The organism is Rohdeia mirabilis (assembly GCA_007750655.1).
Taxonomy (GTDB): Bacteria; Planctomycetota; UBA1135; order UBA1135.
On the sequence record CP036290.1, the window covers coordinates 1,341,117 to 1,360,512 of the forward strand.

Sequence of the window (19,396 nt, forward strand, 5' to 3'; positions counted from 1 at the left end):
CGTTGCGGTCGCAGGCCCCGGCTCCGCGGTCGGAGCGCGGGTCAGCCCACGATCGTCATCGAGTGCACGTTCGAGATGCGGACGACGGGACACGCGGCGAGTGGATCGAGCACGACGAACGCGGCTTCCACGTCGATGCCGATGAACGACGGATCCTGGGGGATCGGGAAGCGCGGGGCCCGCGAGCGACCTTGACCGTTCAAGGTCCCGAGCGACTTGGTGAAGATCGCACCCGGCGTCAGCGTCTGGACGAAGAGCGCGTCGGGATCGAGGGGGAACGTCCCGTTGCAGGTGGGGACGCCGACCGCGCTCGTGAAGCTCCCGAGCAGGAAGTAGAACGCACCGGGATCGTTCGGCGACTGCAGGTAGAAGTTGCGCTCGGACAAGCCGGTACCGAAGGGTCCGTAGAGCACCGGCGTGCCCTCGAAGACGAGTCCCGCGGCGCCGTCGACGATGCTGAAGCGGTGGAAGGTCGACGTCAGCCCGAAGTCCGACTTGACCTCGGCGCGGTAGGTCCCAGGAGGCAGCGGCTGGCCGTTGTCGCCCTCGAGGTCCCAGGTGAAGCCCGTCCAGCCCCAGGGTCCGATCGTGGCTGCGAGTTCGAAGTTCGTGTCGCTGTACACGATCACGTTGTTCGCGTCGCGGACCCGCAGCCAGCTCATGCTGACACCGTTCAAGCTGGGCGTGTCGTTCGAGAACGTGATCGAGAGTTCGCCTCCGAGCGGCACCGTCGCTGGCCCGACGGTCGTGTTGAGCTGGGCCGACGCGACGGGGGCGAGGGCGACCAGGGTCGCGAGGAGGGCGGTGACGCGGAGCTTCATGGGGAGCGTGGGAGTGAGGCGTGCAGGCGAAGTGCCGAGGCGCGTGGCGGCGGGGCGCGAGGTCTCCGGTCGGCGACTTCTCCGCCGGAGTCGCCCGGGCTACGTCGCCACGGGGTCTGGGTTTCTCCTCGGACCGACCAGTGTCCGCGCGACCTGCACCGAGCGGGCACGCCGTCTTCACGAACTCGGGCAGGTCGGGCTCCCCGAGGAGCGCAAGCCGCGCGGGGGAAGGGGTCTACGTCCGTGCACGGCGCGAGCGCGGTGATTCCGAGCCCTCTCACGGGCTCTTCACCGACCGCCAACATCGCGTCCCTATCGTCCTCGCCCGTGAGCCGGAGTTCCGGGCTCGAGGACCGTCCTCGCGACCGCCGCTCACCGACCGACCGACCGACCCAACCCCAACTCCTCCAGACAGTGAAAACCTTCGCTCACGGAACCGCAGCCGCCCTCTTCCTGGGACTCGCGGCCGCAGGCACTGCGAATGCCGCCGAGATCTTCGTCTCGGGCGACATCACGACCTCCACCACGTGGACGGCCGACAACACGTACAACCTCCAGGGCCAGATCTACGTCCTCCCGGGCGCGACGCTGACCATCGAGGCGGGCACCGTCATCGCGAGCACCACCAACGGCGGTGGCAGTCTCGCGATCACCAACGGTGCGGACATCATCGCCGAGGGCACCGTCAACGCCCCGATCATCTTCACCTCGAAGGCCGACGTCGCCACCTGGACCGGCGGCGATCCGACGACGGGCACCTGGCGTGAAGCCGCGCTCGAGTGGGGCAACCTCACCATCATGGGTGACGCCTACATCGGTTCGGACAACGGCAGCAACACGCCGACTCCGAGCGCCTCGAACGTGGCTCCGATGGAAGGTCTGACCTTCGGCGGCACCCGCGACGAGTACGGCGGTGGCAACGACGACGACGACAGCGGCACGCTCAAGTACGTCTCGCTGCGCTACGGCGGCAAGGTGGTCTCGCTCACGAAGGAGCTGAACGGTCTCTCGCTCGGCGGCATCGGCCGCGGCACGGACATCAGCTACGTCGAGATCATGAACAACGTCGACGACGGCATCGAGATCTGGGGCGGCACGGTCAACCTCGATCACGTCTCCATCTGGAACATCGGTGACGACAGCCTCGACGTCGACCAGGGTTGGCGTGGCAAGACCCAGTTCGGTCTGATCGTCCAGGGCTACAGCCTCGACGCTTCCCAGGGCTCCGGCGTCGGCGACAACGCGATCGAGACCGACGGTGCGGAGGACTCCGACTACCAGCCGGTGACGACCGCCGCGGTCTACAACTACACGGTCATCGGTCAGCCCGGTGGCGACGGTGGCACGGCCTGGCGCGACAACGCGCGCGTCCAGTACCGCAACTGCATCTGGATGGACCTCGGGGACCAACTGGTCCGCTTCGACGGCGACGACGGTGACGGTGCCAGCGGCTACGGCCACAACGGCACGCTGTCCTGGGCCGACACCTGGACCACCTCGGCCTCGGCCACGTCGACCGTGAACCCCTTCGGCACTCCGGGCGAGATCGCTGCGGCCTACCAGGCCCAGAACCCGACCGGCAACCTGGCGGAGATTCGCGACTCGGTGTTCTTCAACAACAACGCCGGCAACGCCTACACCGAGGCGATCGCTCGCGGTGTGCTCGGCGCCGGTGCGACCCCCGCGAACGACAACCTCGTCGCCACGGTCTCGCCGATCAAGTCGATCACGCGCGCGGCCACGGTCATCAAGGGCAGCCTGCCCATGCAGCAGGTCGTCGGTCTCGACCCGCGCGCCGCGGGTGACGCCGTGACGAGCGTCGGATCGGCCCCGGCCTCCGACCCGTTCTACGAGCGCGCCCAGTTCCGCGGTGGCTTCAGCAGCACCCACAACTGGCTCTGCGGTTGGACCGCCGCCCAGGCCTTCGGCTTCGTCGAGGACGTGGACGAGGTCCTGGTCACCAGCGACATCACCACCTCGACGACCTGGACCGCCGACAAGCGCTACAACCTCCAGGGTCAGATCTACGTCCTTCCGGGCGCCACGCTGACCATCGAGGCCGGCACGGTCGTCGCCAGCGACGCGGGCGGAAGTCTCGCCGTCACGAACGGCGCCGACATCAACGTCCTGGGCACCTTCAAGAAGCCGGTCATCATGACCTCGAAGCTGGACACCTACACCTGGGTGAACGGCGATCCGAAGACGGGCACCTGGCGCGAGTCCGCGCTCGAGTGGGGCAACCTCACCATCATGGGTGACGCCTACATCGGTTCGGACAACGGTGCGAACACCGCGACCCCCAACGCCTCGAACGTGGCTCCGATGGAAGGTCTGACCTTCGGCGGAACCCGCGACGAGTACGGCGGCGGCAACGACGACGACGACAGCGGTACGCTGAACTACCTCTCGCTGCGTTACGGCGGAAAGGTGGTCTCGCTCACCAAGGAGCTGAACGGTCTCTCGCTCGGCGGCATCGGCCGCGGCACGGACATCAGCTACGTCGAGATCATGAACAACGTCGACGACGGCATCGAGATCTGGGGCGGCACGGTCAACCTCGACCACGTCTCCATCTGGAACATCGGTGACGACAGCCTCGACATCGACCAGGGCTGGCGCGGCAAGACCCAGTTCGGCCTGATCGTCCAGGGCTACAGCCTCGACGACGTCCAGGGCTCCGGCGTGGGCGACAACGCGATCGAGACCGACGGTGCGGAGGACTCCGACTTCCAGCCGGTGACGACCGCGGCCGTCTACAACTACACGGTCATCGGTCAGCCCCTCGACGGCGACGGCGGAACGGCCTGGCGCGACAACGCTCGCGTCCAGTACCGCAACTGCATCTGGATGGACCTCGGTGACGAGCTCGTCCGCTTCGACGGCGACGACGGCGACGGTGCCAGCGGCTACGGCCACAACGGCACGCTGTCCTGGGCCGACACCTGGACGACCTCGGCCTCGGCCACGTCGACCGTGAACCCCTTCGGGACCCCCGGTGAGATCGCTGCGGCCTACCAGGCCCAGGATCCGACCGGCAACCTGGCGGAGATCCGCGATTCGGTCTTCTACAACAACCTGAAGGCCAACGCCTACACCGAGGCGATCGCCCGCGGTGTGCTCGGTGCCGGTGCGACCCCCGCGAACGACAACCTCGTCGCCACGGTCTCGCCGATCAAGTCGATCGCTCGCGAGGGCTTCGTCTCCAAGGGCGGCAAGCTGATGGCGCGCGTCATCAGCCTCGACCCGCGCGCCGCGGGTGACGCCGTCTCGAGCGTCGCCGCCGCCCCGAACGATGGGTTCTTCGTCCCCGCGAACTACCGCGGAGCGTTCAACACCACCGACAACTGGCTCTGCAACTGGACCGCGGCCGACGCCTTCGGGTTCGTCGCTCTGCCCGCCGAGGCCAACGTGGTCCCCGACCCGACGCTCGCCCCCGGCGTGCTGACGGCCAACGGCGTCCCGACCATCGGCAACAACGGCTTCGGCTTCACGCTGGCCGCCGCCCCGGTGTGTGGGATCGACCCGGCCGGCTTCTACGGCTACGGCATCTTCGCCGGCGCCGGCGGCCCGCTGATCTTCCCGAACGCGGTCAACGGTGGCTGCACCACCCCGCAGGCGACCTCGGTCATCAACGTCTTCTCGTTGATCAACCCGCTGACCTTCACCGGCACGTTCGTCGGATCGAAGGTCGTGCCGCTCCCGATCCCGAACGACGCTTCCTTCTGTGGCGCGCGGATCACCTTCCAGGGCGGCCTGGTGAACCTGTTCACCTTCGAAGGCAAGGTCACCGAGGGCATCGAGATCGTCGTCGGACTCTGATCCGGATGACGACGATCGACCGCAAGTGACGATCGAATGGGCCCGCGGCGCGAGAGCGTCGCGGGCCCGATCCCGTTCCTGAGCGCCAGCGCGCCGGGACACCCGCGGACCACGGTGTCCGCCTCGCAGCCCGACCCGGGCCGCACACCGCACACCGGACGTTCGCCGCGAAGCATCGCGAGCGTCCACACGACGAGACCCGTCCCACACGCACCTCCCACGCGCCGCGACCCACAGCCGCGGCCATCGCGCCCGACCCGGCGCCACCCCCGACGCACGATGAAGCCCACCGACTCGAAAGCTCCCCGCTCTCTGCGCACCTTCGCGCTCGGCAGCCTCTTCGCGAGCGCGCTCCTCTCGAGCTGCCTCGACGCCGGAGCCACCTCCGAATCGAACCCGTCCACCGCCACGGCACAGTCTCCCGAGCCGAGCACGCCGGTCGCCAGTTCCGACGAGGTCGCCGCCACCGTCGTGCTCGTCGAGCCCGAGCTGGAAGCGTTCCAGATCGAACTGCTCGACCTCGCCTTCGACGTGGCGAGCGCGGTCCCGAGCTCGCCGCACCACAAGACGCGCGGAGCCCTCCAGGAAGAGGTCGCCACCTGCGCCCTGCGACTGGACCAGCACGAACGCGCGCTGGCCTACGCGGACCGGATCGAGAACTGGCGCCGCGGCAACACCTACGCGGACGTCGCCATGTTCCTCTCCGAACGCGGTGCCGGTGAGCGCGCCGCCGAGTTGATCGAGAGCGCCCGCGAGATCGCGCTCGCCACCGACCCCGACCTGCCCCAGAGCTGGCGCGCCGGACGCATCCTCGCGAAGATCGCCTACGTCCTGGTGGTCCTGGACCGCACCGACGAAGCCGATCGTCTGGCGGGTGGACTCGAGTCGTCCGACCAGGGCATCGTCGACAAGGCGCGGGCGCTGACGATGGAGCCCGAGGACTTCGAACGCCGCATGCGTGCCGTCGACGAAGTCGTGCGGCGCGGTGACCTCGAGCAGGTCGCGCACGCCTTCGAGGCCTGCGTCGAGCTCTACGACCGCTTCTACGCCGACGAAGCCCGTCGCGCCCTCGTCCTCGAGAAGCTGCGCGGATCGTGGAAGCAGGTTCCGATCCCCGTGCGCCTCGACATCACGCTCCAGCTCGTCGACGTCGCCCTCGGTCGGGACGATGCGGAAGGCGCGCTCGTTCTCCTCGAGGACGCGCAGACCGTCGTGGACGGTTCCAAGTGGCGGGTTCGCGACCTCGTTCCGATGAAGTCGCGCCTGGCCGTCATGCGTTTTCGCTGCGGGGACGAGGCGGGGGGGCGTTCGGCGCTCGTCGACGCACTCGCGACCTACGACGAGGAGTGGCCCGGCATCGTCGACATCTGGCGCGCCGAGACGTTGCGCCCCGTGGCCGAGAGCTTCTTCGCGTTCGGCGATCGCGAGCGTGCGCTGTCGCTCTACCGGCGAGTCGTGAGCGACGGTGTCACCAACCCGAACTCGAAGCCGCGCGCCGAGGACCTCGTCGCCACCCTGTGCTCGCTCGCGCTGCACGGGATCGCGCCGGACGAGGAGCTTCGCGAGGCTCTGAGCGCGGCGCGCGCCGGACTGTCCGACCCCTGGTAGGGGACGGGTGACGGCGACCGGCCGAGAGCCCCGGTGCAGCGCGTTCGGCGCCGCACCGGGGCTCTCGTGCGTGGTGGTGCGAGTCTCCGAACGCTCACGCCGCATTCACTCCAATCAAAACAGGCCTTTGGAGAGCCTTCACGCTCCCCTCGTACTGTCCCCGCCTCGAACACGGATCGCACCGCGGAACACACCGCGGATCGCATCGCGGCCGCTGTTCTCGCCACGAACCCGACACCTCGTCGTCCCGCGGGACAGGAAGCAGCAGCCAGTGATCGCTCGATGGTGGACCCTTGTGGTCGTCGCTCTGGTGCTCGCCGTGCTCGGCGATCCACTGGCCCCGGTCGCGCTGGCCGGGATGCCGGTCCAGGACGCCGGGACGGGCACGGGCTCGATCCGCGGTCGCGTCGACGACGCCGACTTCGGTCTGCCACTCGCCGCCGTGCAGGTCCTCGTGGTCGAGGCCAATCGCACCGTGCAGACCTCCAGTCAGGGCAACTACCTCGTCAGCGGACTCGCGCCCGGGACGTACACGGTCATCTTCACGAAGGACGGGTTCGACCGCTTGCCCGTCTTCCAGGTGTTGGTGACCTCTGGGGGCGTGCGCGACCTCGATGTCGAGCTGACGGGCAAGTTCAACGAGATGAACGAGTTCGTCGTCGAGGACGTTCTCCAGCTCGGCGCCGGCACGGAGCTCGCCCTCCTGCAGCTGCGCTTCGACAGCCCGGCGCTGCTCGACTCGATCAGTTCGGACCTGATGAGCCGTGCGGGGCTCAGCGACGCCGCCGACGGACTCAAGCTGGTCTCCGGCGCGACGGTCCAGGACGGCAAGTTCGCGGTCATCCGGGGCCTGCCCGATCGCTACGTCAGCTCACAGCTCAACGGCGTCCGCCTGCCGACGGCCGACGAGGACAAGCGCGCGGTCGAGCTGGACCAGTTCCCGTCCGCCGTCCTCGAGAGCCTGCAGGTCTCGAAGACCTTCACGCCCGATCAGCAGGGCGACGCCTCGGGTGGCGCGGTCGACGTGCGCCTGAAGGGCATCCCCGACGAGACGGTCTTCAAGTTCAGCTCGCAGGTCAGCATCAACAGCCAGGTGGCCGGCCGCGACGACTTCCTGACCTACGAGGACCCGTCGCTCAACTACTGGGGCAACAGCGGCGGCAACGATGTCCAACCCACGGGCGGCAACTGGACCGGCGCCGTCGGCATCTCGCGCGAGACGGCGCCCCTGTTCGACTACAAGTACTCGTTCGCCGCGGGCGGGAGCCGCGAACTCGACAGCGGCGTGCGCGTGGGAGGGCTCGCGAGCTTCTTCTACGAGACGGACACCTCCTACTACGAGAAGGGCCGCAACGACTCGTACCTCGTGCGCGATCCGGGCGGGCCGCTCGTGCCGAAGCCGTCGCAGGGAACGCTGCAGCAGGGCGAGTTCCAGACCGCGCTGTTCGACATCGACCAGGGCTCGCGCTCGGTGCAGTGGGGCGGTCTCGCGACGATCGGCCTCGAGTCGGAGTTCGTGAAGACGGACCTGATCTTCTTCTACAACCGCACGGCCGAGGACAAGGTCACGCTGGCCGAGGACACCCGCGGCAAGCGCTACTTCATCCAGGAGACGCTCGGAACGGACGAGTACGACCCGAACGACCCGAGCGATCCCGGGCACGCGGGTCCGAACCTGGACGCGGCGAACCGTCTGGCGGCTCCGTACATCCGCACCGAGACGCTGGCCTACACCGAGCGCACGACGACGTCGTTGCAGTGGACCGGGGCCGTCAGCGTGCCGCTCACCGACTTCGGCTGGGACGGCCTGCTCGACTTCTCGGAGCCCGAGGTCTCGTGGAACCTCTCCACCAACCGCGCCGACCAGATCGAGCCCGACAAGCGCCAGTTCGGCTCGGTGTTCCTGCCCGAGACGCGCTTCTTCATCCCGGGGATCATCGACATCCTGCAGCCGGCCGAGTTCATCTTCTTCCGCCCGGCGGCGAGCGTGAACCTCGGCAACCTCCAGCGCACGTTCAAGGAGATCATCGAGGAGAACGACCAGCTCTCGCTCGGAGTGACGTTCCCCTTCGAGCAGTGGGACGGGCGCGGTGGCTCGCTGTCGTTCGGTCTCTTCGCGGATCGCCTCGAGCGGACCTTCGACCAGGACTCGTACACGAACGGCAACGGCGACCCGAACAACGACTTCGCGGCGCCCGGCGGGTTCGGCGACTTCTGGTCCGCGTCGTTCCCGAACGAGAACCACGCCATCGTCGAGTTCGCGTCCGACGTCGACTACGAGGGCACGCAGGACATCACGGCGCTCTACGGGATGATCGACCTGCCGCTCTCGGAGCAGCTGCGACTCATCACGGGCGCGCGCTTCGAACGCACGCGCCTCGCGGTCACGAACTTCCCGGAGGCGAACGCCCTGTGGGTCGACCCCGGTGACCCGGCGAACGGGATCCCGCCCGACGAGCAGGCCACGACGCTCGAACCGGGCGAGGCCGACGTCCCCGGCGAGAACATCGACGAAGTGCTGCCCTCGATCGGCCTGGTCTGGGAGCCGTTCCGCGACGTGACCCTGCGCGCTGCCTATTCGAAGACCATCGCGCGCCAGACCTTCAAGGAGGTCACGCCCGTCCTCCAGCAGGAGTTCCTCGGTGGACCGCTCTTCGTCGGGAATCCGAACCTCGAGCAGAGCCAGATCGACAACTTCGACCTGCGCCTCGACTACGTGCCGTACGAGGGGGGCATCGTCTCGGTCTCGTGGTTCGCCAAGGACATCGAGGGTGCGATCGAGTACGTGCAGGTCGACGCCTCGCTCGGCACGTACACCTCGCCCTTCAACTACCCGAAGGGCGAGCTGTCGGGTTACGAGCTCGAAGTGCGCCAGGACCTCGGTCGCATGTGGGATCGACTCGACGGCCTCTCGATCGGGTCGAACGCGACGTTCATCCGCTCGGAGGTCGAACTGACCGATCGCGAGAAGGCCGAGTTCGCCGCCCCCGGCATCGCCGCGCCGCTCGAGTCGCGCGACATGACCCAGGCGCCCGAGTACCTCTACAACATCTTCGCCACGTACGACGTGCCGGAATCGGGGACGCAGTTGACCGTCTTCTACACGGTGCAGGGCGACACGCTGGTCGCCGGTGCGAGTGCGACGGACGACTTCGTGCCGAGCGTCTACGCGCTCGCCTACGACACCTTGAACATGAGCCTGACCCAGGAGCTCGGTCCGTACCTGAAGCTCAAGTTCCAGGCCAAGAACCTCACCAATCCGACGATCGACGAGGTCTATCGGTCCCAGTACATCGGCGGAGACACGATCCGCACCTCGCGCACACGCGGCATCGACTACTCGATCAGCCTCAGTGCGAGTTTCGCCTTCTGATCCCGAGAGGATCCCGCGAGCCATGAAACAGTCCATCACCACACTTCGCAGCGGCCGTCCGTTCGCCCTCGCCTCGGTCGTCGTCGCCGGCGCTCTCGGCTTCGTCTCGGCCGCCGCGCGCCCTCCGCAGGACGCCGCCGCCCAGGGAGGATCGGCCGCCCAGGAGTCCGTCGAGGCGCGACTGGACACCGCGCGCGCGGCACTCGAGCAGCGCGCCATCACGGAGCGACTGATCTCGCAGGAGACGGCCTCCTGGAAGGAGCGCAAGGAGACGCTCGAGGACAGCATCGAGCTGGTCGGTCAGGAGATCGAGTCCCTGCGCGCCCGGGTGGTCGAGAACCAGGCGACGTTCGACGCGACGCGGTCGAGCGTCGACGAGCTCGAGACCGAGAACGAGCGGCTGAAGCTCGTGACCGCCACGCTGGAGGAGGGGATCGACGCCCTCGAAGCGCGTCTCGTGCAACTGCTCGACCGGATGCCGGCCGTCGTGACCGACCGCGTGCGGCCGTTCAGCCAGCGCATCCCGACCGATCCGACCACGACCGATCAGTCGCTCGCCGAGCGCTACGGGAACGTCGTCGCGATCGTCAACGAGATCGACAAGTTCAACCGCGAGGTCACGGTGCGCAGCGAGGTGCGCGACCTCGAGGACGGCTCGCAGGTCGAGGTGACCACGCTCTACCTCGGTGTCGGCCAGGCCTACTACGTCAGCGCGGATCGCTCGGTCGCCGGCGTCGGAACGGTCTCCGACGAGGGCTGGACGTGGGTGGACATGCCGACCCGCGCCGCCGACATCCAGCGCGCGATCGCCGTCCACGGCACGAACGAACCGGCCGCCTACGTCCCCCTTCCCGTGCTCGTCCGCTGAGCGCGCGCGAGGAACGAACCATGAAGCACCGCATCATCACCACGCTCGCCGTCCTGTGTGCGAGCGCCCTCGGAGCTGGACTCGGCGCACGGGTCGCCCCGCTCCAGGAGGGCCCGGCGACCGCCGACCGCTCACGCACCTTCGAGGACGCGTCCGCGAACGTTCAACGCCGCTCCGACGAGAAGCTGGCCGAACTGTCCGAGCTGCGCGCGCGGATCTCGGACGAACAGGTGGCACTCGGAAGTCGGCTCCGCGAGCGCGAGGCCGAGCTCCAGGAGGTGCGCCAGCAGTACGACGAGTCCACGCGACGGATGGACGTGACGGCCCAGGGGCTCGTGAACCTGAACGCGGAGGTCAAGGCTCGGCGCGACGTGATCCGCAGCCTGTCCGGCCTGTTCGTGGACTACGCGCGCAACTTCGACAGCCGCATCACGATCGCTGAGAAGCAGCGCTTCCAGGAGGCCATCGACACGGCGCTCCTGGCCGGCGACAACGCGAACCTGACCGAGGCGGAGCGACTCGACGCGCAGACCGCCACGCTCTACACCGGACTGGAGCGCCTCGAGGAGGCACTCGGCGGCGTCCGCTTCGAAGGACGGGCCGTCGAGCCCAGCGGGGCGTTCGACCTGGGACGCTTCCTGGTCATCGGCCCGGTCACGTTCTTCCGCTCCGCCGACGGTCGTGTCGTCGGTCCGGTCGAGCAGCAGGCCGGCAAGCTGAAGCCGTCCGTCCTCTCGTTCGGTGACCCCGAGCTCGCCGCGGCGGCGTCGGCGGTCGTCGAGGGCTCGGGCGACACGCTGCCCGTCGACCCGACTCTGGGTGACGCACAGAAGGTCGCGGCGATCGAGCAGAGCGTTCTCGAAGAGGTCGAGAAGGGCGGGGCCGTCATGATCCCGATCTTCGCGATGGCGTCCGTCGCGCTGCTCGTCGCACTCTTCAAGTGGTTGAGCATGGCCTTCGTGCGCAAGCCGACGATCAAGCAGTCGCGCGCCCTGAACGCGGCCCTGAGCGCCGGCGACACGGCCGCCGCCCGCAGCGCCGTGCACAACATGCGCGGGCCCGTCGGGCGCATGCTGGGCGTCGGCGTCGAGAACATCGGTCAGCCGCGCGATCTGATCGAGGAGGTGATGTACGAGAACGTCCTCACCGCGCGTTTCCGCCTCAACCGCATGCTGCCGTTCATCGCCATCTGTGCGGCGTCGGCTCCGCTCTTGGGTCTGCTCGGAACCGTCACCGGCATCATCAAGACGTTCGAGCTGATCAACATCTACGGATCGGGCGACGTCAAGACGCTCTCGGGCGGCATCTCGGAAGCGCTGATCACGACCAAGTACGGCTTGATCGTCGCCATTCCGTCGCTGCTCCTGCACGCGTTCCTGTCGCGGAAGGCGCGCGGCATCGTCGGGCAGATGGAGACCGCTGCGGTGTCCTTCGTGAACGCGGTGTCGAAGTCGCCGCTCGCCGCGCGCGTTCAGGGCCTGCGTCCCACCGCGGTCCAGGAAGTCGCCGCGAGCGGAGCCGCCGACCCCGCCGTCGTCCGTCAGCAGGTGAGCGAGATCCTCGGCGACATGCTCGGGCCGCTCGTCGACGAGCCGCGCGATTCGGCCAACGGCAACGCGCGGACGCCGTCCACGCCGTCCGTCTGAGCGCGCCCCGGTCCGCCGTCCGTCCGCCACCACGCATCCGAAACCCGCCCCGCCCCACGCCATGCAGAATCTCGAGCAAGCCCCGGAACAGGTCGCCGCCGCGTCCTCCTCCGGCGTGTTCGGCTTCGATCTCGGCGCGGCGCTCCAGGCCTTGTGGGACGACGCGGTCGTGATCTGGGCCGGCGGCGGCCCGGCGATGATCGCGATCGCCGTGATCGCTCTGGCGATGTTCGCGATCGGTTGCGGACTGTTCCTGCGCCTGCGGGCGAAGGGCTATCGCGCCGTGCCCGAGCGCACCTGGCGACACTGGATCGAGTACCCGGACGCGCGCGAAGGTCCGATCGGTGAATTGCTCGACTTCGTCACCGGTGGACACAGCGTCGAGGAGACGGCGTTCTTCTTCCGCCAGCTGCGGACGAACGAACTGCCGCCGATCGAGCGCGAGCTGAAGGTCATGCGGATCTTCGTCAGCGCCGCGCCTCTGGTCGGACTGCTCGGCACGGTGACCGGGATGTTGGCGACGTTCGGCGCGCTCTCGTCCGGATCGGGTGGGGACAAGACGATGGCGATGGTCGCGAAAGGCATCTCGGAAGCGCTGATCACGACCGAGACAGGGCTCGTCGTGGCGTTGCCCGGGCTCTTCTTCCAGTACCAGCTGGGACGCGGATTCGACCGCTACAAGGCTTTCCTCGCCCATCTCGAGACCGTCTGCACCCAGGTCTTCCACCGCCGCGAGGTCGAGTCGGAAGAGCACCGCGCCCGGCGCGCCGCTCAGCTGGCGATCGCGGTGCAGTTGCGTGAACACCTGCAGGAGCAACGCAGCGAGGTTGCGACCGTTCCCGCCGCCGGGGGCACGACCTCCACCCGTCCGAACGAGACCAGCGCGCGTCAGGCCGCCGGTCGGACCCCATCACACGATCCGGCTCTCGAAGCCTGATCGACGTTCCAGCACCACTTCGAGCACTCTGCGACCGGACGACCGACCATGGGACGATTCAGCGAATCGAGCAACGACGACGAACTCGAGGGCGGCATCGACATGTCGCCGCTCATCGACTGCGTCTTCATCCTCCTGATCTTCTTCATCGTCACCACGGTGTTCGTCGAGGAGTCGGGGATCGAGGTGGACAAGCCGAACGCGGCGTCCGCGTCGCAACTCGAGAAGACCAGCGTCCTGATCGCCATCTCGGCCGCGGGCGAAGTCGTCTACGGCGGTTCCGAGATCGGCGTCGGCGGCGTGCAGTCGACCGTCAAGCGCGAGATCAGCAAGGAGATGATTCCGGTCATCATCCAGGCCGACAAGGACGCCAAGTACGGACTCGTGGCGCGCGTGCTCGACGAGGCCAAGCTCGCCGGCGCGGAGAAGGTCAGTTTCGCCACCACGGTCGCGGGGAGCTGAGCAGCGTTCGATGGAAGCGATCGGCCGCATCCTGCTCGGTGGGTTCCAGCGCATCGCGGCGCTGGCCCTGGCTCTGGCGTTCACGCTGGGGCTCTTCCTCGTGCTGCCGTTGATCCAGTCGCTCGCGAAGTCGCCGACCGACATGGTCCAGCTCTCCGAGTGGGACCCGAACAACGCGCCGCCGCCGCCCCCTCCGCCGCCGGAACCCGAGCCGGAGCCCGAGCCGGAGGAAGAGCCGCCGCCACCGCCCGAGTTCGACGAGGCGCCGCCGCCGATGCTCGACCTGGCCGCCATGTCGTCCGCTCTGGACATCGGCGCCGGTCTCGGAGGTTACGGCTCGATCGCGATGGGGGCGCGCCTCGACGCGCTCTCGGGCGGCGACGCCGACGACCCGTTCGGACTCGGCGCGCTCGATCAGGAGCCGCGCGCGACCCATCAACCCGGGCCGTCGCTCACCGCCAAGCTGCGCAAGCGCGGGCCGGGGCAGGTGCGGCTCATCTTCATCGTGGACGAGCGCGGTCGGGTCGAGAGTCCCACCGTCGTCAGCTCGAGCGATCCGATCTTCGATCGCCCCGCGATCGACGCCGTCAAGAAATGGAAGTTCGAACCAGGGATGCGCGGCGGTGCGCCCGCCCAAGGTCGTCAAAGCGTGACGATCTCGTTCCCCGGAGAAAAGTGACGACATGAACCGAATCCAGACCACTTCCAGCCCGCTCGTCCAGACCGGCGCTTTCCTCCGCAGCCTGCCGATCGCGCTCCTGTGCGCGACCCTCGGTGCCTGCGCGACGTTGGGCGACGGCGTGCCGCCGGTGGCGGGTGCGGTCACGTCGCGCGTCGACACTGCGACGTCCGCCGGCGCGCCCACGGTTGGCGCCCAAGAGGCGACTTCGAGCACGAGCGACGCGGTCGCGATCGAGGCCGCGGCACCCGGTGGAGGAGGGGCGCGTTCGAACCGCTCGAAGGCCGGCCGACCCGCGGACCGCGAGCGTGACGCACGCGTCGAAGCCCTCTGGCGCGACCCCGAGTTCCAGCGCCGCTTCCAGCAGTCCTACGTTCCGTTGACCGAGGTCGAGCCGAGTCTCACCACGGACGAACGCGAGCGCCTGCAGGACGTCGTCGCACTCGTGCTGAAGGGTGAGGAAGGACTGCCCGACGCGCGTCGCCGGCTCGAGCGCATGATCACGCCGGCGTCGTCGCCGATGCTGCACTTCTGGCTGGGCAACATCGCGCTCCAGCAGGACGACACGACCCAGGCCGAGACCTCCTACCGCGCGGCGGTGCAGGGCTTCCCGCGCTTCCTGCGCGCCTGGAGAGCGCTGGCCTTCCTGCAGTCGCGAACGGGTGACTTCGACGGCGCGCGCGCGTCGTTCGCCCAGGTTCTGCAGCTCGGCCCGGCCGACGCGGACACCTACGGTCTGATGGGGATCGCACTGTCGCGCACGGGCGATCACGTGGCCGCCGAGTCCGCCTTCCGCATGGCCTCCTTGTTCGCGCCCGACACCTTCGACTGGAAGGTGGGACTGGCCGACAGCCTCGGTCAACAGCGACGCTACGCCGACGCGATCGCGCAGTTCGACGCGCTCCTGCTCCAGCGCCCGGACCAGTTCCAGCTGTGGCTGGGTCAGGCCGACGCCTACCTGAAGAGCGGGAACTTCGAGAAGGCCGCCGAGAACCTCGAGTTCGTCGACGAGCTCGGGGGCTCGACCACTCAGACGCTCGCGCTCCTCGGTGAGATCTACTCGCAGGAACAGCTCTACGACCTGGCGGCCCAGGCCTACGTCCGCGCCATCGACATCGATCCGAAGGGCGGCGTCGAAGTGGCCGTCGCGGCCGCACGCGGACTCGCCGAGCGCAACGCGAACGAAGCCGCGGCGGCGATCGTCGAGCACGTGCGTTCGCTCGGATCGGATCCGCTCGAGGGCGCGGTGGGGCTCGACGTGCTGCAGCTGCGCGCGACGATCGCCCGCAACGAGGGGCGCCGCAGCGACGAGCGCGAGCACCTCGAAGAGCTGACCCGACTCGACCCGCTCGACGGTTGGGCGCTCATCCGCCTGGGTGAGTCGTTCGAGGCCGAGGGCGAGATCGAGCGCGCGCGCAGCCGCTTCGACCAGGCGCGCGGCATGGACGGCTTCGAAGCGGCGGGCGATCTGGCGCTGGGCCGGATGCTCGTGCGGCAGGGCGAACTGGAGGACGGACTCGCCGCGCTCGAGCGCAGTCAACGCGCCGAACCGCGCGACGACGTGGCCACGTTCGTCGAACAGGTGCGACGCGCGGCCCGCACGGCCAAGTAGGCCCGCGGCGAGCTCCCGGACGAGGTCGGGAACGAACGACGGCGCCCGCCGTTCCCCCGAGGGGAGCGACGGGCGCCGTCTCGTTCCACTCCGCTTCGACGGAGCGTCGGCTTCGATCAGCGGATACGAGCGCGCAGGCTCTCGAGCTTCTCCTGCGACGACGACAGCGCGGGCTTGCCCATCTGCGAGGCCAGCTGGTGACGACGCTCGACAGCGAGTTGGCTGCCGTTCTCGGCGGCCAGGCCGTACCACGCCAGCGCGGTCACCGGGTCGGCGTCGACGCCGCGACCGGTCTGGTACATGTCGCCGATGCGCTGCATCGACTCGGCGTGACCTTGCCCGGCGGCGCGTCGGAACAGGCCCATGGCCGTTCCCGCGTCGGCGGTTCCCGTGCGACCGCGCAGGTGCACGAGCCCGAGGTTGTACTGCGCGAGGGCGAGACCTTGGTCGGCGGCGAGCGTGAGCCAGCGCGTGGCGAGCTCGTCACTCTGTTCGACACCTTGGCCCTCCAGGAACATCAGGCCGATGGCGGTCTGTGCCTGGGCGACACCCGACTGGGCGGCGCGGCCGATCCACTTGGCCGCTTCGCGGTGGTTCTTCGCGACGCCACGCCCTTCGAAGAGCAACCAGCCGTAGAGGAACTCGGATTCCGGGTTGCCCTGCTCGGCGGCCTTGGCGAACCACTCGGCGGCGGCACGAGCGTCCTTGTCGGCACCGTTGCCGGTCAGGTGCATGAGCCCGGTCAAGTGCTGAGCGGTCGCACTGCCGCGCTCGGCGGCTTCGATGTAGTGGCGAGCCATGGCGCCGACGTCGGCGTCGGTCGTCGGCGTGAGCGAACCGCTGGCGCGCTCGACGATGTCGTCGGCGCCGATCGCGGCCACCTGGACCGGACCGTCCGAACGACGGGCACCGGGTCGCTTCGAACCGGCGTTCTGGAGCGCCTCGTCGCGCAGGTGCACGATGTCGAGGTTGTGCTTGGCCTTCTCGAAGCCTTGAGCGGCCGAGCGCTGGAGCCACTCGTTGGCCTTGGCGGCCGAGCGTTCGACGCCACGACCTTCGACGTACATGATGCCGAGGTTGTTCTGAGCGGCGGCGTGGCCACGCTCGGCGGCGGCGCGGTAGTAGCGCGCTGCCGCTTCCATGTCGACCACGGTTCCGTTGCCGTTCTCGTGGGCGAGGGCGGCGATGTACTGCGAACGCGCGCTGCCTTTCTCGACCTGTTCGGCGGAGAGTTGGGCAGAGATGGCGGTGTTGCCGTACTGGGAGGTGGACGGGTCGGCCTTGCCGGAGACACAGCTGCCGAGCGGCGCGACCAGGGTGATCAGGGACAACGTCAGAGCGGCGCGGCGGACGGCCTGGTGGCGTCGTGCCGGGCGGGCGACGGGGAATTCTTGGGGCTGCATCCCGGCGCTATCGCCCGCTGCACCGGCTCGGATTGAGCCCCACCCCGAGTGTCCGTGTCTCGCGATCGACGTTCCGGGAACGGCTGGAAAGTCTTTCCGGGTGCCGCGAACGCCCGTTGCGACCGGATCGACGGTCGGGCGCGTGGCGGCGGGCCGGCGGTCTCAGGGAACCAGTGCGATCGGCACCGCGTTGCTCGCGAAGTCGATCAACCCCGTGCCGAACGCGTCGATCGTGATGAAGGCGTGGTGCAGTTCCAGCCCCGCGAACGTCGGATCGGTGGCCTGCGGGACCGTGAACGACACGCTCGCGTCGCCCGCTCCGTCGAGCACACCGTAGAACGGGCCGACGATGCCACCGCCCAGGTTCTGCACGAGGAAACTGGTGTAGACGTCGAGTACGAGCGGGATCGACAGCCCCGAGAGCGGGTCCACGGTCGCGGGCGAGCTGCCCGACGCACTGCCGAGCACGACGTAGAGTCGACCGGCGCGGTCGAGCGGTGCATCGAGCGCGAGCTGTTGCACGCCACCGCTCGCGACGCTCAGCTCGAACAGGTCGGCGTAGAGCGGCGGGGGAGCGCAGACGTCGAGGACGCCGTCGCCGTCGAGGTCGGTTCCCAGGCCCAGAGCCACCTGCGCGGCATCGGGCACACCGTCGCCGTCGCAGTCGTCGACGGCCCCGCGCACGATGTCGATGGCGTCGGGCACGCCGTTGCCGTCGAGATCGGGCAGCAGCGCCGCACCGAGGTCGGGCCGCGGTCCGACGTTCTGGCTGGCGGGGAACGCGCCGCTCGTCTGCGGCAGAGCGCGCGTGGCGAGCACTTCGAGCACCTGACTCGGCTCGAGCGGCGCGCCGCTCGTCGCGCGCGCGGCGCCCTGGACAGCGGCGCACAGTCCGGCGATCAGGGCCGAAGCGCTCGACGTGCCGGAGAAGGTCGACGTGTAGAAGTGGTCCGCTCCACCCGTGGCGTACAGACCTCCGAAGCCGGTCGTCACGACCTGACCGCCCCAGGCCTGGAGATCGACCGTTGCGCCGTAGTTCGAGAAGCACGGGCGACTTCCCGCGACGTCCGTGGAGTTCGGGCCGTGCCCCGCTCCGACCATGATCGCGCCCGAGTCGTTCTGCAGCGCGAACGGCGCGTGTCCAATCTGTAGCGCGGGATCGTCGAGGTTCGTCTGTCCGTTCCCGGCCGCCTCGACCACGACGATGCCGTTCGCGACGGCCAGCTGGATCGCGTCGTACCACGGCTGGTGCCACTCGATGGGGAGGACGCCCGGCAGGTTCGAGATCGGATCGCCCGGGCCGCAGCCACTGCCGAGCCCCGGGTCCGGTCCGAAGATCTGTTGCTCGATCAGAAGGATGTCGCCGGGCCGCAGGACCGTCATGGCCCGGGTGATGGCCGCGCCGGGCGAGTAGGTCCCCGCGCCAGCGCCCGTGTTGGCGGCGGCGAAGTAGAGCTCGGCCGTCGGCGTGATCCCGATCGTCCCGAAGGCGTTGGCCTGTGCGCCGACGATGCCGAGCACCGCGGTGCCGTGGTTCGTGTCGTTGAACGGATCGTTCGGCTGCGGGCCGACCAGCTGCACGTTGGGCAGGTCGGTGTGCGTCGCGTTCCAACTGAACTCCACGTCGCACAGGCGCACGTCGACGCCGGTGGCTCCCGGGACGCTCCAGGCCGCCGCGACACCGAAACCCTGGGGCGCCGCGTTCGGGTAGAGCTGGATCGGGAAGAAGTCCGGCGCGTTGAGCAGGGTCGGCGCGCTGGCCGTCGGCGGACGCACCGGCAGCGGCGAAGGCGTCGCGTACTCGACCCAGGGCAGTGCGCGCACCAGCTCGAGGGCGGCCGTGGGGTCGAGTCCCTCCGGCAGCGTCGCGATCAAGTGCCGGCCGAGATCGGGCAGGGCGCGACCGAGGCGTTCCTCGCCGCGCGCGCGCCAGGCGTCGAGTTGGGCGGGCGGGACGCTGTGCTCGCGCGCGATCGACCAGCCGCGCAGAGTCGCGACCGTGCCGTCGAGCGCGCGCTCGACCGGGGCGTCCTCGCGCACCTTGATCGCGATGCGGTCGCCCGCGTGGGCCCGCGGATCGAACGACCGCTCGTCGGCCCACAGGGCGGGGGCGAGGCACGCGGCGAGCAGGAGGGCGCGGATCGGGACGAGCGGGGGCATGGCACGCC

Annotated in this window: 12 protein-coding genes; 9 read left to right on the top strand and 3 right to left on the bottom strand. The window is 69.2% G+C overall.

The window, feature by feature from the left end; genetic code table 11:
* Nucleotides 1-41 precede the first annotated feature (41 nt).
* Nucleotides 42-821: a T9SS type B sorting domain-containing protein gene (locus Pla163_RS05010; RefSeq protein ID WP_145184506.1), complete on the bottom strand. Its 780-nt coding sequence runs from the start codon at nucleotides 819-821 to the stop codon at nucleotides 42-44.
* 414 nt (nucleotides 822-1,235) lie between these two features.
* Here Pla163_RS05010 and Pla163_RS05015 point away from each other — a divergent pair, with 414 nt between their 5' ends.
* The 9 genes from Pla163_RS05015 (at nucleotide 1,236) to Pla163_RS05055 (ending at nucleotide 15,825) form a co-directional block, all read left to right on the top strand.
* Entirely contained in the window at nucleotides 1,236-4,640 is a 3,405-nt protein-coding gene (locus tag Pla163_RS05015) for a hypothetical protein (RefSeq protein WP_145184509.1), read from the top strand.
* 279 nt (nucleotides 4,641-4,919) lie between these two features.
* Entirely contained in the window at nucleotides 4,920-6,248 is a 1,329-nt protein-coding gene (locus Pla163_RS05020; protein WP_145184512.1) for a hypothetical protein, read from the top strand.
* A 271-nt stretch (nucleotides 6,249-6,519) separates the two neighbouring features.
* Nucleotides 6,520-9,621, top strand: a complete 3,102-nt coding sequence (locus tag Pla163_RS05025; RefSeq protein ID WP_145184515.1) for a TonB-dependent receptor — start codon at nucleotides 6,520-6,522, stop codon at nucleotides 9,619-9,621.
* Between the two features lie 22 nt (nucleotides 9,622-9,643).
* The gene (locus tag Pla163_RS05030; RefSeq protein ID WP_145184518.1) at nucleotides 9,644-10,489 is read left to right on the top strand and encodes a DUF3450 family protein; all 846 of its coding nucleotides are present in this window, start codon (nucleotides 9,644-9,646) and stop codon (nucleotides 10,487-10,489) included.
* A 20-nt stretch (nucleotides 10,490-10,509) separates the two neighbouring features.
* Nucleotides 10,510-12,135 carry a MotA/TolQ/ExbB proton channel family protein gene (locus Pla163_RS05035; protein WP_145184532.1) on the top strand — a complete coding sequence of 542 codons (1,626 nt, stop codon included), beginning with the start codon at nucleotides 10,510-10,512 and terminating at the stop codon, nucleotides 12,133-12,135.
* A gap of 61 nt (nucleotides 12,136-12,196) precedes the next feature.
* Nucleotides 12,197-13,072: a MotA/TolQ/ExbB proton channel family protein gene (locus Pla163_RS05040; RefSeq protein WP_145184536.1), complete on the top strand. Its 876-nt coding sequence runs from the start codon at nucleotides 12,197-12,199 to the stop codon at nucleotides 13,070-13,072.
* Nucleotides 13,073-13,120: 48 nt separating this feature from the next.
* Nucleotides 13,121-13,534: an ExbD/TolR family protein gene (locus Pla163_RS05045; protein WP_419186336.1), complete on the top strand. Its 414-nt coding sequence runs from the start codon at nucleotides 13,121-13,123 to the stop codon at nucleotides 13,532-13,534.
* A gap of 10 nt (nucleotides 13,535-13,544) precedes the next feature.
* Nucleotides 13,545-14,213, top strand: a complete 669-nt coding sequence (locus Pla163_RS05050) for an energy transducer TonB (RefSeq protein WP_145184539.1) — start codon at nucleotides 13,545-13,547, stop codon at nucleotides 14,211-14,213.
* A 4-nt stretch (nucleotides 14,214-14,217) separates the two neighbouring features.
* Nucleotides 14,218-15,825 carry a tetratricopeptide repeat protein gene (locus Pla163_RS05055; RefSeq protein WP_145184542.1) on the top strand — a complete coding sequence of 536 codons (1,608 nt, stop codon included), beginning with the start codon at nucleotides 14,218-14,220 and terminating at the stop codon, nucleotides 15,823-15,825.
* Between the two features lie 116 nt (nucleotides 15,826-15,941).
* Here Pla163_RS05055 and Pla163_RS05060 read toward each other — a convergent pair whose 3' ends face one another.
* Both Pla163_RS05060 and Pla163_RS05065 read right to left on the bottom strand, forming a co-directional pair.
* Nucleotides 15,942-17,228, bottom strand: a complete 1,287-nt coding sequence (locus Pla163_RS05060) for an SEL1-like repeat protein (protein ID WP_145184545.1) — start codon at nucleotides 17,226-17,228, stop codon at nucleotides 15,942-15,944.
* 162 nt (nucleotides 17,229-17,390) lie between these two features.
* On the bottom strand, nucleotides 17,391-19,388 hold the full coding sequence (locus tag Pla163_RS05065; protein WP_145184548.1) for a S8 family serine peptidase: 1,998 nt from the start codon (nucleotides 19,386-19,388) through the stop codon (nucleotides 17,391-17,393).
* Between the last annotated feature and the right edge of the window lie 8 nt (nucleotides 19,389-19,396).

Excerpts from the sequence above, each read along its gene's own strand:
- Pla163_RS05010 (WP_145184506.1), bottom strand. The coding sequence starts at position 821 with ATGAAGCTCCGCGTCACCGCCCTCCTCGCGACCCTGGTCGCCCTCGCC.
- Pla163_RS05055 (WP_145184542.1), top strand. The coding sequence starts at position 14,218 with ATGAACCGAATCCAGACCACTTCCAGCCCGCTCGTCCAGACCGGCGCT.
- Pla163_RS05045 (WP_419186336.1), top strand. The coding sequence starts at position 13,121 with ATGGGACGATTCAGCGAATCGAGCAACGACGACGAACTCGAGGGCGGC.
- Pla163_RS05030 (WP_145184518.1), top strand. The coding sequence starts at position 9,644 with ATGAAACAGTCCATCACCACACTTCGCAGCGGCCGTCCGTTCGCCCTC.
- Pla163_RS05065 (WP_145184548.1), bottom strand. The coding sequence starts at position 19,388 with ATGCCCCCGCTCGTCCCGATCCGCGCCCTCCTGCTCGCCGCGTGCCTC.
- Pla163_RS05050 (WP_145184539.1), top strand. The coding sequence starts at position 13,545 with ATGGAAGCGATCGGCCGCATCCTGCTCGGTGGGTTCCAGCGCATCGCG.
- Pla163_RS05040 (WP_145184536.1), top strand. The coding sequence starts at position 12,197 with ATGCAGAATCTCGAGCAAGCCCCGGAACAGGTCGCCGCCGCGTCCTCC.
- Pla163_RS05035 (WP_145184532.1), top strand. The coding sequence starts at position 10,510 with ATGAAGCACCGCATCATCACCACGCTCGCCGTCCTGTGTGCGAGCGCC.
- Pla163_RS05060 (WP_145184545.1), bottom strand. The coding sequence starts at position 17,228 with ATGCAGCCCCAAGAATTCCCCGTCGCCCGCCCGGCACGACGCCACCAG.
- Pla163_RS05020 (WP_145184512.1), top strand. The coding sequence starts at position 4,920 with ATGAAGCCCACCGACTCGAAAGCTCCCCGCTCTCTGCGCACCTTCGCG.